This window comes from Streptomyces sp. NPDC049040 (assembly GCF_043197715.1).
GTDB lineage: Bacteria > Actinomycetota > Actinomycetes > Streptomycetales > Streptomycetaceae > Actinacidiphila.
The window spans coordinates 34,847-49,995 of the sequence record NZ_JBICTO010000016.1 but is presented as its reverse complement, the minus strand read 5'-3'; the positions used below and the strand labels follow the sequence as shown (position 1 = coordinate 49,995).

Here is a 15,149-nt window from a genome sequence, read left to right as displayed (position 1 = left end):
GGGCGGATATCGGCCTGCGGACGCCGACGACGTCCAAGCCCGTCGACGGCCGGCCGCGGGGAATCCCGCGGCCGGCCGTCGACGCGTGCCCGGGAGCGCGAGGGTGGCGCTCCCGGGCACGCCGCGCGCTACGGCAACGCGTGGACGTGCGGGCCGACACCGTTGGACCAGGTGTTGCCGGCCTTGGCGTCCCAGTTGGTCGACCAGGTCATCGCGCCGCCGATGCCGGGCCACGTGGTGGACGGGTGGAAGCTGCCGCAGCCCGTGCCCTTGGCGAGGCAGTCGAGCGCGTTGTTGACGACGGTCGGGCTGACGTAGCCGGAACCGGCCGCGCTGGTCGACGCCGGGGTGCCGATGCCGACCTGGGACGGTGACAGGCCGGCCTGGATCGCGGTGCAGGCCAGCGTGGTGATGAAGTCCACGGAACCCTGGCTGTAGACGCCGCCGTCACACCCGTTCATCGAACCGCTGTTGTAGTACTGGGTGTTCACGATGGTCAGGATGTCCTTGACCTTCAGCGCGGTGGCCAGGTAGTCGCTGCCGGCCGACAGCATGTCGATCGTCTGCGGCGCCATCGTGATGATCAGCCCCGAGCCCGCCTTGGTCCGCAGCGCCCGCAGGGCCTGCGGCATGTAGGTGGAGTCGATGCCGTTCTCCAGGTCGATGTCGACCCCGTTGAAGCCGTACGTCTGCATCAGCGTGTAGACGCTGTTGGCGAAGTTGGTGGCCGACGCGGAGTCGCGTATCGAGATGGTGCCGTTCTGGCCGCCGACCGAGACGATCACCTTCTTGCCCGCGGCCTGCTTGGCGGCGATGTCGGCCTTGAACTGCGCCACGCTGTAGCCGAGCGAGGGGTCGAGGGTGAAGGACACCGCTCCCGGCGTGGTCGTCGCGTCCGCGAAGGCGACGGCGATGATGTCGTACTGGCTCTGCACCTGCGCGATGGTCTGCACGGTGGCGCCGTTGTTGAAGTTCTGCCAGTAGCCGGTGACCAGGTGCTTGGGCAGGTTCCCGGACGGCGGCGTGGTGGGCGGCGTCGTCGGAGGTGTGGTCGGGGGCGTCGTCGGGGGTGTGGTGGGCGGGGTCGTGTGGGTGGTCGGCGGGGTGGTGGGCGGCGTGGTCGAACCGCCGGGGCCGGACAGGGTGATGTCGTCGGCGAAGTACGCCGGCTGCGCGTACCACCCGTGCGTGTAGACCGTGACCGAGCGCGTGCTCGCGCCGGTGGTGAAGTTGACGCTGAGCTGCTGGTAGGAGGACGCGCCGGGCGTCCAGGTCGACGGGTCGGTGCCGCCGGTCCCGGTGGCGCCGATGTAGACGTAGCTGCCCTGGACCCAGGCGCTCAGCGTGTACTGGGAGTTGGGCTGCACGCTGACGGTCTGCGAGCACTGCCCTGTGTCGCTGCTCGACGGGGTGGCCTTGAGCGCGCCCGACCCGGTGTGCACCGGGCTGGAGACGGCGGCGCCGCTGCCCGCGGTGCAGGTCCAGTTCGAAAGGCCGCTCTCGAAGCCGGGGTTGGCGACGAGGTTGGTGGTCGCGGCGCTCGCGCTGCCGACGGTGACCACGGCGACTCCGGCGCCGATCACCGCCGCCGCGCTCAGCGCGGCGACCGTACGCTGCCTGACGGTCGATCTGCGGTGCGTATGACTGGCTCGATTCGCGTGCGATGCACGTTCCACGACTGCCTCCTGGGGGCAAGGAGTTGGGGGGTGGTGGGAGTGCGGGAGGCCCGGAACGCCGGGCAGACCGTCGGAGGTACCGGGAAGCCCCGGTAAGGGAGAAAGTTGGTCCAGACCAATTGGGTTGTCAAGACCCCTTGCGGACAGCCGCCGTCCACCGCCGCCGATCCGCAACTTTGCGCACCCAACCAGCTACACATCGATAAGCTGACGAGCGGAAATCGCCAGGCCACGCGGCCCGATCGGGCGGAAAGGGGAGGTTCCGGATGCCGAGCGTCATCACGGTCACGTCGGACGATCTCGCACTTCCGCTGGAGGAGCAGGTGACACGGGTCTCGGCCGCGCTCGACGCGCACGGGCACATCGTCGCGCTCGCCCCCGCGGAAGCCGACGACCCCGCCCGCCGCCGGCTGCACACCGTCCGATCGGCCCTGGAGGCCGACCGGTTGGCGATCGTGCCGCTGTCCCTGCCGCCGCTGGCCCGGGCACTGCTGGGCGAGCAGCTGCGGCAGCTGTCCGGCACCGACCTCGGCCCGGGCGTGCTCGCGGGCGCCGCCCGCCTGCTGTCGTACTACCTGCACTCCGGCGCGCTGCTCGGGTCCGTCGCCAAACTCGACCGGGTGCCCGTCGGCGTCGGCAGCCACGTCAAGTCCCTCGTCCCCGGACGCCACTTCGCCGTGATCGCGCACCCCGAGCCCTACCTCGGTGAGGCGGACGCGCAGTCCGTCCCGCCAGGCCCCGGCTACCAGACGCAACTCGCCGTCGCGGGCAAGGGCCTCGACCCCGGCTGGATCACCGGGCCGCTCGCCGCCGCCTGGCACTCCCAGCACCTGCGGGAGGTGCCGCTGCCGCCGGACTCGGCCCGATGGTGGGGCACCGCCAAACTCGTCGAGTTCACCGCCTACATCGCCGACGTCGGCATGCTCTACCAGCTGGTCACCTCCGTGCGGCGCGACACCTGCACCTGGTGCGGCCTCGAAGTCATCGGCGACCAGTGCCTGTTCTGCGCCACCCGGCTCGCGGAGCGGCAGACCCCGGCCAAGCACGCGGCCGACACCCGCGGACGCTCCGTGGAGACACCGCGCCGCCCCCAACTCGAACCCCACAAGCGATAGGTCCGCCCGCACATGAACTCACGTCAGCGCCGTGGTGTCGTCCTTCTGGTGGTCTCCGCCGTCTGCGCGGTCGCCGCCTTCGCCGGGGTGGTCGCCGTCGTCAACGACGCGCGTTCGCAGGTCGGCGAGAAGGTCACGGCGTACGAACTGTCCTCCGACATAGCCGCGTACCAGCAGATCGGCAGCGCTGACGTGCACCGGATAACGGTGCCCTCGCGCTGGCTGCCGGACACCGCGGTGCGCGACCTCGGGCAGGTCCAGGGCAAGATCGCCGCGGTGGCGCTCAAGAAGGGCTCGCTGCTCCAGACCGACATGGTCGCCGCCCGGCCGGAACTGCGGCCGGGACAGATGGAGATCGCCATCATGATCGACGCGGAGACCGGTGTGGCCGGCAAGATCACCCCGGGTGCCAAGGTCAACATCTTCGCCACCTTCGCGGGCCGCAAGGACACCGACCCCGACGTCTCCCGGATCATCGTGGCCGGCGCCCAGGTCATCGACGTCGGCGAGATCAAGGCATTCGACAAGAACGCCGACGCCCAGCGGCTGTCCGCGGAAGGGGTGCCCATCACCTTCGCGCTGGGCGCCGAGGACGCCCAACGCGTCGCCTACGCCGAGTCGTTCGCCGAACACGTGCGCCTCGCCCTGGTCGCCCCCGGCGACACCTCGACCCCGCCGGACACCGCACGCGACTACACCCTGTCAGGCGACACCGCGAGCGGCGGAGGCGAACGCCCGTGACCGTACGCATCGTCGCCGGCACCTCGGACCCCGACGCGGCCCGCGCGCTGCTCGGCCTGCTCGGCCAGCTCCCCGGCGCGGAACCCGCCCCCGCCCTGCACGACTCCACGGGGGTACTCGAACTCCTCGCCCGCGCCGCGGAAGCCGGGGTCGACGAACTGCCGGAAGTCGTCATCGTCCACGAGACGATCGGCCCGATGCCCGCGCTCGACCTGGTCCGCGACATCGCCCTGCGCTTCCCCGCGGTCGGCGTCATCCTGCTCACCCCCGACCCCGGCCCCGCCGTGCTCGCCGCCGCCATGAACTCCGGCGCCCGCGGCGTCGTCGCGCTCCCGCTGGCCTACGACGAACTGGGCGCCCGCGTCGACGCCGCCGCCACCTGGGCCGCGGGCGTCCGCCGCCACCTGGGCCCCCAGCGGGCCGCGCTGCCCGCGGTCGCCGGCGGCACCCTGGTCGCCGTCGCGGGAGCCAAGGGCGGCGTCGGCACCACCGTCACCGCCGTCCACCTCGCACTGGCCGCACACGCCTCGGGCCGCTCCACCGCCCTGGTCGACCTCGACCTCCAGGGCGGCGACATCGCCTCCTACCTCGACGTGCAGTTCCGCCGCTCCGTCGCCGACCTCTCCGACATCGCCGACGTGTCCTCGCGGGTCCTGCACGACGCCATGTACGTCCACGAGTCGGGCCCGGCGCTGCTGCTCGCCCCCGCCGACGGCGAACGCGGCGAGGACGTCACCGACCGCGCCGCCCGCCTCGTACTCGCCGCGCTGCGGCAGCGCTACGAGGTCGTCGTCGTCGACTGCGGCACCCAGATGACCAGCGCCAACGCCGCCGCCGTCGAGGTCGCCGACACCGCGGTCCTGGTCACCACACCCGACGTCGTCGCCGTCCGCGCCGCCAAGCGCATGGTCCGCATGTGGGACCGGCTCCAGATCCGCAAACCCCAGGACACCACCACCGTCGTCAACCGCCACACCCGCGGCACCGAGATCCAGCCGACCCTGGTCGGCCGGATCACCGGCACCAGGGTCGCCGTGTCCGTCGTCCCCGCCGCCTTCAAAGAACTCCAGCCCGTCATCGACGCCGGCCGCCTCCACGACCTCGACGCCCGCTCCACCGTCAAGGCCGGCATCTGGTCGCTGGCCGGCGAACTCGGCCTCGTCACCGGCGCCGTGCTGCCGGCGCCGCGCGGCAAGAAGTCCCGCCGCGGCGGCGACCGCGGCCAGGTCACGCTGGAGACGCTGGGGATGACGCCGATCATCCTCGTCACCCTGATCCTGGTCTGGCAGGCCGTCCTGGCCGGCTACACCTTCACGCTGGCGGGCAACGCCGCAGACGAGGCGGCCAGGGCCGCCGCGGTCGCCGGCGCCACGCAGGCAGTGGGCGAAGCGGCGGCGCGGAAGGACCTGCCCGGCGCCTGGTCCGGCGACGAGGCCGACGTCACCGTCACCCGCTCCGACGGGATGATCGACGCCAAGGTCACCTTGACGGTGCCGGTCCTCTTCCCCGGCACGATCGACTTCCCCTTCCACGTGACCGGCCACGCCAGGACCGTCGACGAACGGCCCACCCCATGACCACCCGGCCCCCGTGCAGGAGGGCGTCCCGACAGGGGCGCAGGGAACCGCGCGTTCAGCCCGCCACCGGCGGGTGGCCGGGAGCGGGCGGAACAACCCCTCTCGGCCGGTGGCGGCGTGCAGCCCGCCGCGGGCCGGCCGCGCCCGCGGGGGGAGCCGCACGGCGTGAACGGGCCGCGTCCCGGGCGGACCGCGGTGTGGCCTCGCTCGAATACCTCGGGATGCTGCCGTTCCTGCTGCTCATAGCGCTGGCCGGGATCCAGCTCGGCCTGGTGGCGTACTGCGGCGAGCAGGCCGGCACCGCGGCCCGTACCGCCGCCCGTACCGCGGCGCTTCCCGCCCCCGACGGAGGTGTCGGCGCCGGCAGGGTGGCAGGCCAGTCCGCCGTCAGCGACTGGCTGACCGCGATCATCGACTTCCCCCGCGACGACGACGCCATCACCGCGCGGGCCAGCATCGAGGTCCCCTCCGTACTCCCGGGAGTCCACCTCTTCGGGCCCGTGTCGCGTTCCGCGACCATGCCGAAGGAGGACACCACACCATGAGCCTGCGCGCCCGCCTCACCGTGGAAGAGGCCACCCCGCAGACCCAGGAGAGCCACCTGGTCGCCGTCTACCGGGCCAAGCTGCTCCAGGAGATCGACCTGGCCGAGATGTCGGCGCTGCCGGCAGCCGAGCGCAGGTCGCGCCTCGAACGCGTCCTCGGCCACATCATCAGCCGCGAGGGCCCGGTGCTGTCCACCGCGGAGCGCTCCGCGCTGATCCGCCGGGTGGTGGACGAGGCGCTCGGCCTCGGCATCCTCGAACCGCTGCTCGAAGACCCCACGGTCACCGAGATCATGGTCAACGGCCCCGACCGCATCTACGTCGAACGCGGCGGCCGGGTCGAGCCCGTCGCCGCCCGCTTCTCCTCCGCGGAACAGCTGCTGCAGACCATCGAGCGCATCGTGTCGACCGTCAACCGCCGCGTCGACGAGTCGAATCCGATGGTCGACGCCCGGCTGCCCTCCGGCGAGCGCGTCAACGTCGTCATCCCGCCGCTGTCCCTGACCGGGCCCACCCTCACCATCCGCCGCTTCCCGCGCGCCTACACGCTCAAGGAACTCATCGGCCTCGGCACCCTCGACGAGCACATGCTGCTGCTGCTCTCCTCGTTCGTCCGCGCCAAGTGCAACATCATCGTCAGCGGCGGCACCGGCTCCGGCAAGACGACGCTGCTCAACGCCCTCTCCGGGCTGATCCCCGACGGCGAGCGCATCATCACCGTCGAGGACGCCGCCGAACTCCAGCTCCAGCAGGAGCACGTGATCCGCCTGGAGTCCCGGCCGCCCAACGTCGAGGGCGAGGGCCGGATCACCATCCGCGACCTGGTGCGCAACTCGCTGCGGATGCGCCCCGACCGCATCATCGTCGGCGAGGTGCGCGGCGGCGAGACGCTCGACATGCTCCAGGCCATGTCCACAGGGCACGACGGCTCGCTCGCCACCGTGCACGCCAACTCCGCAGAGGACGCCGTGCTGCGGCTCCAGACCCTCGCGTCGATGAGCGAGGTCAAGATCCCCTTCGAGGCGCTGCGCGACCAGATCAACAGCGCCATCGACGTCCTCGTGCAGCTGCACCGGCACATCGACGGCACCCGGCGCATCGCCGAGATCGCCGTGCTGTCCTCCCACGGCCGTGACGTCTTCCGGCTCACCTCCGCCACCCGCTTCCGCGCCGAACCGCTCGGCGTCGACCGCATCGTCCGCGGCTGGTACGAACACCGGCCCGTGCCCCGCGAGATCGGCGAACGCCTCTACCTCGCAGGCGAACACGTCCCGGCAGCCTTCGGCGTCGGCGGCAGCGAACTCGAACTGGAGAGCAGGGAGGCGAAATGACACTGCTTCCGGGCGGGTCCGCCGCCACGACAGGACCACGGGGCGGGCGGCCCGCACTCGCCGCCGCAGGACGGGACTTCGCCACCGGCCCCTACCCGCTGCTCGTGCTCGGCATCACCGTGCTCGCGCTCGCGCTCGCGGTGTGGGGCCTGCACGCCTGGCGCGGCGGCCGCGCCGACCGGGTCGCGCTGGTCGAACGGCTCGCCGCCGAAGCGGGCGGCCCCGGCGGCGCACCGGTCCCCTTCGCCTCGCTCGACCGGCGGGTACGCCGCTACGCCTGGGGCCGCCGGCTGGCCGGCCGGCTCGCCGCCACCGGCACCAACCTCACCCCCGGCCAGTTCACCGCCTCGGTGATCGGCCTGGTGGTCGGCTCATGGGTGGCGGCCGCGGCCCTGCTCGCGCCCTTCTTCGGCCCGATCGCCGCACTGATCGCCGGCTGGGCCGCCTACTCCTTCCTGGAGTGGCGCCGCCGCATCCGCACCGAGCGCTTCATCGCCCAACTCCCGGACCTGGCACGGGTCCTCGCCAACGCCACGCAGGCCGGACTCGCCCTGCGCACCGCCGTGTCGATGGCCGCGGAGGAGCTGGACGCGCCCGCGGGGGAGGAGCTGAAGAAGGTGGCCGACGCCATGGCGGTGGGCCACCCCATCGAGGACGCCCTCGGCGAACTCCAGCAGCGCCTGCCCAGCCGCGAGTTGATCGTGCTGGTCTCCACCCTCGTACTCTCCAGCCGGGCCGGCGGCTCCGTCGTCGAGTCGCTGCGCAACCTCACCGTCACCCTGGAGGAGCGCAAGGAGACCCGCCGCGAGATCCGTACCCAGATGTCCCAGGTCACCGTCACCGCCTACGCGGTCCCCGTCATCGGCCTCGGCTCGCTCTTCCTGCTCGACCGGATCATGCCCGGCTCGCTCAGCGCGATGACCGGCTCCACGGTCGGCCGGATCTGCGTACTGATCTCGCTCGGGCTCTACGCGCTCGGCTTCGCACTGATCCGCCGCATGTCGAGGATCGACGTATGAGAACGGCCAGGACGCCCGACCGGCCCACGAGGAGCCCGGAATGACCCTCATCGGCCTCGGACTCGCGCTGGCGGTCGCCGTCTGCGCGGTCGGCGTCGTGCACGCGATCGGGCTGCTGCGCGCCGACGTCAAACTCCCCGACGACCTCGCCCTCGCGCTCGACATCGGCCGCACCCGCACCACCAGGACCGGCAACGCCATCGACCGGCTCGGCATCCGCTGGGCCCCGATGGTGCTGCGGATGATGGGCCCCGCGCGGATCGCCAAGATGCGGGCCAGGATCGACCACGCCGGCCACCCGCACGGCCTGACCGTCGAGCGCTACGCCGCCCGCCGCGCCGTCTACGGCACCCTCGGCGGACTCGCCGCGCTGCTGCTGCTCACCCGGGGCAACTGGTTCCTGGCCCTGCTGCTCCTCGCCTACGGCTGGGGCTGGGCCGACCTCGGCATCTGGCTCGCCGTCCGCCGCCGCCGCGACGACATCGAACGCACCCTGCCCGACTTCCTCGACGTCCTCGCCGTCGTCGTCAGCGCGGGCCTCGGCTTCCGGCAGGCCCTGGAACGCGTCAACTCCGTCTACACCGGCCCCTGGTCCGACGAGATCCGCGTCGCCCTGCGCCAGATGGACGTCGGCGTCAGCCGCCGTGACGCCTTCGACCAGCTCCGCAAGCGCAACCGCAGCGACCAGGTCGGCCAGTTCGTCACCGCCCTCCAGCAGGGCGAGGAACTCGGCGCCCCGATCGCCCGCACGCTCCTGCAGATCGCCACCGACATGCGCCGCACCGAAGCGCAGAACGCCCGCCGCCGCGCCGCCCGCATGGTCCCCCGCGCCACCGGCGTCATCACCATCCTGCTGGTCCCCGCGACCATGATCCTGCTGATCACCGGCACGATCATCGGCTCGCAGATCCACTTCGGCGATGTCTTCGGAAACGGGTGATCGAGATGCGACGGAGGGTGATCAACGGGCATGCTGTAGGCGCCACTTGTCCTTCGGACGAATGGCGCGCAACCGGCTGCGAATGCCCGAGGTTCGGGTGTACCTTTGCATTCGCAACCATATTTGCACCTGCAATCAGAAACAACCCGCTGCGGACGCCAACCGACCACCAGCGAGAGGCGGTGTGCCGTGACCACCATCCCCGACCCCGACGGGCAGCCCACGACCACCGCCGTAGGTATCACCAGCCAGGTGACAAAGAATGGGGCGAACAACGATGAACAGGTGGGCACTCCAGCGCTACACCGACGCCGAGGTCTGGCTCCGCACCCAAGCGGACCGCGCGACCACACGCCTGAAGTCCCGCGCGGACAGCGGCCAGACGTCATTCGAGTACCTGGGGATCGCGGTAGTGATCGCGGTGATCATCGGGGTGCTGGCGACGACGGGCATCGGGGATGCCGTGCAGACGGCCATTCTCGACGCGATCAGCAAGATCTCCGGGGGCAACGGCAAGTAGCGGCATTCTGTGCGAATGACGACGCGGGTCAGACGATCGGCATCTACATCGTCGCGATCACCGCGCTGTTCTTCCTCGCATTCGCCTTCTTCGCGGTCGGGCAGGCGTCCGTGGCGCGAAACTCCGCCCAGTCCGCGGCGGACGCCGCTGCTCTGGCGGCAGCTCGCGAAAGTCGGGATGAAGCACACGATGCGCTGCTTGCCGCCCTCAAGGCCGGCGACACCGACAAGCTCGGTCATCTGCTGCAGCTTCTGGGCGACGATGACGAGGGACCCTGTCGGATGGCCCAGGTCTTTGCCAACGACAACGGTGCGCGGGCGGACGACTGCGAACGAAGCAGTGATCCGGCGGGATACACCGTGTACGTCCAGTCGTTGCACGGCATCGGAAAGACCGTGGTTCACGACGCTGACGATGTCCGGGCCGAGGCCCACGCGACCGCTGAGGTCACGTCGCGATGTCCCGGCTTGGAGAGCCAAGGCGGAATCATCACCTTCACCTGCGATGACGGCAATGTCACGGTCGATCCCAAGGCTGATGACTTCACATTGGATCTGTCGGTGTTCTACGCAGTCCACTTGACCAGCTGACGGTCGGTCGGCCGAGGAACGAGGTACGGGGAGCGATGAGCACCTGGCACAGGGGCACGACGGTGCTGGCGATGACAGCGGTCGGCGCACTCATGCTTTCAGCGTGCGGAGGAGGTGGGGGCGGGGACAAGAAAGCGGACGGCAAAGCGTCGTCCTCGGCGACCTCGTCACACGACAAGCCGTCCAAGGGTGATGACGCGACGCCGTCAGCCGCGCCGACGCAGATCCTCGCTCAGATCAAGGGGGAGCACGACATCGTGGTCGTCATCAACTCGGCGGTGAGGGACGAGGATGGATTCGTGACGGTGCAGGGCGCCCTGACCAACAATGGCGACTCGGTCTTCAATGCCGTCACCTGGCGTGGGCCTGAGACAGCTCTGATTCCCTCCGGGCCCTCCATTGCCGGGGCAGTGCTCGTCGATGAAGCGGGGAAGAAGCGCTATTACGTACTGCGGGACACGGACGGCAAATGTCTGTGCACCATGGGCCTCACCCTGATCCAGCCCAAGGAGACCCGCCCACTGTTCGCTCAGTTCCCCTCCCCTCCCGCCACCACCACCCAGGTGGAGTTCGAACTCCCGACCATGCCCCCCGCCAAGATCACCATCTCCGATTCCGAGGGGTGACCCCGATGAAACCCGCGGCGGCTGCCGCCAGCCTCACGCTCACCGTCGTCCTGCTGGCCGCGGCCGCGCCGCAGGCGCTGGCGGACACGAATCCGCCCCCTTCGGCCGGGGACGCCACTCCCACCGCGCCCGTGAAGATCGACCCGAGTTCGCCGAATCTCCAGTTGCCTGAGGGGTCGACGCTGGCCGCGCCGAAGGTGCTGGACATCGTGTCGGTGACGGACGAGTCCACGGTGGCGGCGAGCGAGCCGGAGCAGCGGCAGGAGACGTCGAATTCGACGGTCACCTACGCGTTGCAGTCGGAGGTGGCGTTCGCCAAGGACAGCGCGACGCTGTCACCGTCCGTGACGTCGCGGATCCAGGCGATCGCGGCCGACATCAACGCGCGCCACGTCACATCACCCATTCGGGTCTTCGGGTTCACCGACGATCTGGGGAGCAGCGAGCACGGGGCGACGCTGTCGCGGCAGCGCGCACAGGCGGTCTACCAAGTTCTGGCAACGGAACTGGGCAAGGCCGGTGACGCATCCCACACTTTTCAGGTGCGGGGCTACGGTGAGGATTACCCCATCGCGGACAATTCCACCGAAAGCGGCCGTCGGCAGAACCGCCGAGTGGAAATCACTTTCACTCCTCCTGGCGCGTAACGTGCGGGATGCGCGCCGGGACGCGGTACGGTGTAACTCCCCCCCTCGGGCCGGTTCGCTCTCCCCCCCTGCGAACCGGCCCGTTTTTTTGTGTCACGCCGCGGGCGCCTCCGGGGCCGTGCGGGCCGGCGGGAAGCTTGCCGCCCGCAGTGGGCGGTAGGCCAGGCCCAGCGAGCGGTAGAGCCGCAGGGCGGGGGTGTTCCGGTCGTCGACGACCAGCGCGGCGGTGCCGTGGGTGTCCAGGGCCTCGGCGAGTACGAAGGCGCAGACCTGGCGGCCGAGACCGCGGCCGCGGGCGGCGGGTGCGGTGGCGATGCCCGCGAGCAGGCCCACGCTGGGGGCGCACCAGGCGAGGGCGGCGACCGCGGACGGAGTGCCGGAGCCGTCGGGCGGCAGGATGCCGGCCCAGCGGTCGTCGGCGCCGGGGCGGCCGGGGTAGGCGTAGGAGTCGGGGAAGGCCTCGTCGAGCAGGGCGGTGACACCCGGTGCCGCGTCCGGCGGCAGCCAGCCGGCGGTCCCGTCGGGCGGGACGGCGGCGGAGCCCGTCCGGTCCATCCAGCCGAATCCGGCTGTGGGGCGCAGTTCTGGTTCCGCGATGACCAGGGCGTCGATGAGGCCGCGGTCGCCGAAGGGCCGGTAGCTGCGGCCGATCTCCGCCAGTACGTCCCGCACCAGGGGTATCGCGTCACCGGCGGGGCCGGTCACCACCAGCCGGTCGCGCAGCGAGAGTCCTGGCGCTGCCACCGCGACGGCCCCGCCGCGGGCGAAGACCCGCCCCGTGGTGCGGTCGCGGGCGGCCCAGCGGCACAGTGCGTCGTCGGTCGGCAACTCGGTGTGGGGCGAGATCTCGTCGGAGGTGGTGAAGAACATTCCGTATGCCTATCAGCAGCGCGGGGGTCGCCGCACCGTGAAATAGCCGTATGCGGAGCAAAACGGGCGGAGGTGGGGGTGGCGGGCTCAGCCGATGTCGAGCCGCACGCCCCGGCGGACGCCCCAGCGCGCCAGTGCGCCGGCCTCCGCTTCCAGGACGTGCCGGGCCAGCAGCCGGGGGCGGCCGACCCGGCCTGGTGGCATGGTGCGGACCGCGATCACCCGCAACCGCCGGTCCAGATAGGCCACATCGATCGCGAACCGCATCCGCACGGTGTGCACGCTTGACGCCGGGGTGAGCAGCAGCGCGCCCTCGATGCCGTCCTGCCCGAGCAGCCCGCGGGTCCTGGCGCGGTAGGACGCCGCGACCCGCACCGGCACTTCCGCCTCCGGGGTGCGCAGCATGACGTCCCCGTCCCGCCAACGTCGGCCCATGGCCCCTCCCTTCGCGCAGGCGTACGTGTACGGTCGGCCCGGTGCATGTCTATCCGATCGTGGCCGCCGCCGTGTGGGGATTGGCGAGCGGGCTGCTACTCCCGCGTGCCGCACACCGGTTGGCGGTCCCGTCCGGCGAACCGTGGGCCGCGGCCTGCCTGTCGGGCCACCCTTTGCCGCCGGGTGTGCGCGGCTGGCTCGGCCCCGCGCGCTGCCCCGGCTGCGCCGTGCCGGGGCGCGGCCACGGCCGCGGGCTGCTCCCTGCGGTCGCTTGCGTGCTGCTGTGCGCCGCGCTGGCCGCCGTCACGGGGCCGCACCCGGAACTCGTCGGCTGGCTGCTGCTGGTGCCCGTCGCGCTGACCCTCGCACTGGTCGACCTGCGCGTCTTCCGGCTGCCCGACGTCCTCACCCTGCCCGCCTTCGGCGCGACCGCGGCTCTCCTCGGCGGCGCCGCGCTCCTCCCGTCCCATCAGGGCTCCTGGTTGCGTGCCCTGCTCGCCGCCGTCGCCGTCGGTGTCCTCTACCTTCTGCTCTTCCTCATCAACCCGGCGGGCATGGGCTTCGGCGACGTCAAACTCGCCCCGACGGTGGCGCTGCCGCTGGGCTGGTACGGGTGGGCCACCGTGGTCACCGGCACATTCGCGGCTTTCGCCCTGGGCGCGGTCTTCGGCCTGGCCCTGCTCGTCACGGGCCGCGCCACCCGCAAGTCCCCGCTGCCTTTCGGCCCGTTCATCCTCGCCGGCGGCGCCGTCGCCCTGCTGCTGCGGTAACCGGCTGCCGCGGCTCACCGCCCGGTCGCGCGCCCGGCGGCCACCGCGGGCTGCGGCCCCTCTCCTGCCGCATGGCGGCCGGCCGGAGGCTGAGGCAGAAGGCGAGCGCCGGGAGCGCGGCCGCGCACAGCAAGACCGTGCCGGTCGCGTCGACGAACGCCGTGACGGCGGCCCCGTGCAGGGGGCGAGGCCCCCCGCGGCCGTCACCCCCGCGCCCCGGGCCTTGGCCCTGCCCTGACGCGGCGCCGGGGGAAGGCCCGGGACAGGCACCCGGGAGCCCCGGGCACCCGGGGCCGGGCCGGCCCCCCGCGGCCGTCACCCCCGCGCCCCGGGCCTTGGCCGCGCGCTGAGACGGCGCCGGGGGAAGGCCCTGGGACAGGCACCCGTGCAGGGGGCGAGGCCCCCCGCGGCCGTCACCCCCGCGCCCCGGGCCTTGGCCCTGCCCTGACGCGCGCCGGGGGAAGGCCCCGGGACAGGCGCCCGGGCGGGGGCGAGGCCCCGCGCGGCCGTCACCCCCGCGCCCCGGGCCTTGGCCCTGCCCTGACGCGCGCCGGGGGAAGGCCCCGGGACAGGCACCCGGGAGCCCCGGGCACCCGGGCGGGGGCCGGCCCCCGCCCGGGTCGGCCCTCAGGCCTCGCTGCTCACCGACCAGAGGTTCACGCCCTCCGGCTCGACCGCCAGCCGGTCGATCTCCGCCAGCTCCTCCGCGGACAGCGGCGCCGCCCCGACGGCGGCGACGTTGGCCTCGAGCTGGCCCACAGACGAGGCCCCGATCAGCGCCGACGTGACCCGCGGGTCGCGCAGCACCCAGGACAGCGCCAGCTGCGCGAGCGACTGGCCGCGGCCGGAGGCGACCTCGTTGAGCGCCCGCAGCCGGGCGACCGTCTCGTCGTTGACCAGCGCCGGGTTCAGGGACTTGCCCTGGGCGGCCCTCGACCCCTCGGGGATGCCGCCGAGGTAGCGGTCGGTCAGCAGGCCCTGGGCGAGCGGCACGAAGCCGATGCAGCCCATGCCCTCCTCCTCCAGGACGTCGAGCAGGCCGTCGTCCTCGATCCACCGGTTGATCATCGAGTACGAGGGCTGGTGGATGAGCGCGGGCACGCCCAGCTCCCGCAGGATGCGGGCGGCCTCCCGGGTGCGCTCGGGGCCGTAGGAGGAGATGCCCACGTAGAGCGCCTTGCCCTGCCGGACGGCGGACGCGAGCGCGCCCATCGTCTCCTCCAGCGGGGTCTCGGGGTCGAAGCGGTGGGAGTAGAAGATGTCGACGTAGTCGAGGCCCATCCGGCTGAGCGACTGGTCGAGCGAGGCCAGCAGGTACTTGCGGGAGCCCCACTCTCCGTACGGGCCGGGCCACATGTCGTAGCCGGCCTTGCTGGAGATGACCAGCTCGTCGCGGTAGGGCCGGAAGTCCTGCGCGAAGAGCGTGCCGAAGTTGGCCTCGGCGGCGCCGTAGGGCGGGCCGTAGTTGTTGGCCAGGTCGAAGTGCGTGACGCCGAGGTCGAAGGCGCGGCGCAGGATGGCGCGCTGCGAGTCCAGCGTGCGGTCGTCGCCGAAGTTGTGCCACAGGCCGAGCGAGATCGCGGGCAGCTTGAGCCCGCTGCGGCCGGACCTGCGGTATTCCATCGAGTCGTAGCGCTCTTCGGCGGCGCGGTAGAGGTTTCTGATGTTCACGGTTCCTCCCTATCACGGGCGGCTGAACCGCTTACTACGCGCGGACCGACAGGCCCGCGTGCCGCGCCGGGCCGCC

At 72.1% G+C, this 15,149-nt stretch carries 16 protein-coding genes; 12 read left to right on the top strand and 4 right to left on the bottom strand.

Annotation, left to right across the window (positions count from 1 at the left end; all coding sequences use genetic code 11):
* Positions 1-128 precede the first annotated feature (128 nt).
* Complete coding sequence (locus ACGFMP_RS29550; protein WP_393676097.1) at positions 129-1,676, bottom strand: chitinase; 1,548 nt, start codon at positions 1,674-1,676, stop codon at positions 129-131.
* 266 nt (positions 1,677-1,942) lie between these two features.
* Here ACGFMP_RS29550 and ACGFMP_RS29545 point away from each other — a divergent pair, with 266 nt between their 5' ends.
* The 11 genes from ACGFMP_RS29545 to ACGFMP_RS29495 all read left to right on the top strand — a co-directional run bounded on the left by ACGFMP_RS29545 (position 1,943) and on the right by ACGFMP_RS29495 (position 11,327).
* Entirely contained in the window at positions 1,943-2,791 is an 849-nt protein-coding gene (locus ACGFMP_RS29545) for a hypothetical protein (protein ID WP_393676096.1), read from the top strand.
* 12 nt (positions 2,792-2,803) lie between these two features.
* Positions 2,804-3,532, top strand: a complete 729-nt coding sequence (cpaB, locus tag ACGFMP_RS29540) for a Flp pilus assembly protein CpaB (protein WP_393676095.1) — start codon at positions 2,804-2,806, stop codon at positions 3,530-3,532.
* Positions 3,529-5,109, top strand: a complete 1,581-nt coding sequence (locus ACGFMP_RS29535) for a CpaE family protein (RefSeq protein WP_393676094.1) — start codon at positions 3,529-3,531, stop codon at positions 5,107-5,109. Before cpaB ends, ACGFMP_RS29535 begins: the two co-directional genes overlap by 4 nt.
* A 197-nt stretch (positions 5,110-5,306) precedes the next feature.
* Positions 5,307-5,654 carry a TadE/TadG family type IV pilus assembly protein gene (locus ACGFMP_RS29530; RefSeq protein ID WP_393676093.1) on the top strand — a complete coding sequence of 116 codons (348 nt, stop codon included), beginning with the start codon at positions 5,307-5,309 and terminating at the stop codon, positions 5,652-5,654.
* Complete coding sequence (locus ACGFMP_RS29525; protein WP_393676092.1) at positions 5,651-6,985, top strand: CpaF family protein; 1,335 nt, start codon at positions 5,651-5,653, stop codon at positions 6,983-6,985. The genes ACGFMP_RS29530 and ACGFMP_RS29525 overlap by 4 nt, the downstream gene beginning before the upstream one ends.
* Positions 6,982-8,004: a type II secretion system F family protein gene (locus ACGFMP_RS29520; protein WP_393676091.1), complete on the top strand. Its 1,023-nt coding sequence runs from the start codon at positions 6,982-6,984 to the stop codon at positions 8,002-8,004. The genes ACGFMP_RS29525 and ACGFMP_RS29520 overlap by 4 nt, the downstream gene beginning before the upstream one ends.
* A 40-nt stretch (positions 8,005-8,044) precedes the next feature.
* Positions 8,045-8,944 (top strand): DUF5936 domain-containing protein, encoded by a 900-nt coding sequence (locus ACGFMP_RS29515; RefSeq protein ID WP_393676090.1) that lies wholly within the window; start codon positions 8,045-8,047, stop codon positions 8,942-8,944.
* A 277-nt stretch (positions 8,945-9,221) separates the two neighbouring features.
* Positions 9,222-9,464, top strand: a complete 243-nt coding sequence (locus ACGFMP_RS29510; protein ID WP_393676196.1) for a Flp family type IVb pilin — start codon at positions 9,222-9,224, stop codon at positions 9,462-9,464.
* Positions 9,465-9,499: 35 nt separating this feature from the next.
* Positions 9,500-10,054, top strand: a complete 555-nt coding sequence (locus tag ACGFMP_RS29505; protein WP_393676195.1) for a pilus assembly protein TadG-related protein — start codon at positions 9,500-9,502, stop codon at positions 10,052-10,054.
* A 35-nt stretch (positions 10,055-10,089) separates the two neighbouring features.
* On the top strand, positions 10,090-10,680 hold the full coding sequence (locus ACGFMP_RS29500; protein ID WP_393676089.1) for a hypothetical protein: 591 nt from the start codon (positions 10,090-10,092) through the stop codon (positions 10,678-10,680).
* 5 nt (positions 10,681-10,685) lie between these two features.
* Complete coding sequence (locus tag ACGFMP_RS29495; RefSeq protein ID WP_393676088.1) at positions 10,686-11,327, top strand: OmpA family protein; 642 nt, start codon at positions 10,686-10,688, stop codon at positions 11,325-11,327.
* Positions 11,328-11,420: 93 nt separating this feature from the next.
* On the opposite strand, the gene ACGFMP_RS29490 is transcribed toward ACGFMP_RS29495, so the two are convergent.
* Together ACGFMP_RS29490 and ACGFMP_RS29485 are read right to left on the bottom strand one after the other, a co-directional pair.
* Positions 11,421-12,197: a GNAT family N-acetyltransferase gene (locus tag ACGFMP_RS29490; RefSeq protein WP_393676087.1), complete on the bottom strand. Its 777-nt coding sequence runs from the start codon at positions 12,195-12,197 to the stop codon at positions 11,421-11,423.
* Between the two features lie 87 nt (positions 12,198-12,284).
* Complete coding sequence (locus tag ACGFMP_RS29485; protein ID WP_393676086.1) at positions 12,285-12,632, bottom strand: DUF192 domain-containing protein; 348 nt, start codon at positions 12,630-12,632, stop codon at positions 12,285-12,287.
* Positions 12,633-12,673: 41 nt separating this feature from the next.
* Here ACGFMP_RS29485 and ACGFMP_RS29480 point away from each other — a divergent pair, with 41 nt between their 5' ends.
* The gene (locus tag ACGFMP_RS29480; RefSeq protein ID WP_393676085.1) at positions 12,674-13,402 is read left to right on the top strand and encodes a prepilin peptidase; all 729 of its coding nucleotides are present in this window, start codon (positions 12,674-12,676) and stop codon (positions 13,400-13,402) included.
* Between the two features lie 627 nt (positions 13,403-14,029).
* On the opposite strand, the gene mgrA is transcribed toward ACGFMP_RS29480, so the two are convergent.
* Positions 14,030-15,073 carry an L-glyceraldehyde 3-phosphate reductase gene (mgrA, locus tag ACGFMP_RS29475; protein ID WP_393676084.1) on the bottom strand — a complete coding sequence of 348 codons (1,044 nt, stop codon included), beginning with the start codon at positions 15,071-15,073 and terminating at the stop codon, positions 14,030-14,032.
* Positions 15,074-15,149: the final 76 nt, after the last annotated feature.

What these genes read in the sequence shown, in the direction of transcription:
- ACGFMP_RS29500 (WP_393676089.1), top strand. Translation starts at nt 10,090, where the DNA reads ATGAGCACCTGGCACAGGGGCACGACGGTGCTGGCGATGACAGCGGTC.
- ACGFMP_RS29490 (WP_393676087.1), bottom strand. Translation starts at nt 12,197, where the DNA reads ATGTTCTTCACCACCTCCGACGAGATCTCGCCCCACACCGAGTTGCCG.
- ACGFMP_RS29525 (WP_393676092.1), top strand. Translation starts at nt 5,651, where the DNA reads ATGAGCCTGCGCGCCCGCCTCACCGTGGAAGAGGCCACCCCGCAGACC.
- ACGFMP_RS29495 (WP_393676088.1), top strand. Translation starts at nt 10,686, where the DNA reads ATGAAACCCGCGGCGGCTGCCGCCAGCCTCACGCTCACCGTCGTCCTG.
- ACGFMP_RS29510 (WP_393676196.1), top strand. Translation starts at nt 9,222, where the DNA reads ATGAACAGGTGGGCACTCCAGCGCTACACCGACGCCGAGGTCTGGCTC.
- ACGFMP_RS29520 (WP_393676091.1), top strand. Translation starts at nt 6,982, where the DNA reads ATGACACTGCTTCCGGGCGGGTCCGCCGCCACGACAGGACCACGGGGC.
- ACGFMP_RS29545 (WP_393676096.1), top strand. Translation starts at nt 1,943, where the DNA reads ATGCCGAGCGTCATCACGGTCACGTCGGACGATCTCGCACTTCCGCTG.
- cpaB (WP_393676095.1), top strand. Translation starts at nt 2,804, where the DNA reads ATGAACTCACGTCAGCGCCGTGGTGTCGTCCTTCTGGTGGTCTCCGCC.
- ACGFMP_RS29485 (WP_393676086.1), bottom strand. Translation starts at nt 12,632, where the DNA reads ATGGGCCGACGTTGGCGGGACGGGGACGTCATGCTGCGCACCCCGGAG.
- ACGFMP_RS29515 (WP_393676090.1), top strand. Translation starts at nt 8,045, where the DNA reads ATGACCCTCATCGGCCTCGGACTCGCGCTGGCGGTCGCCGTCTGCGCG.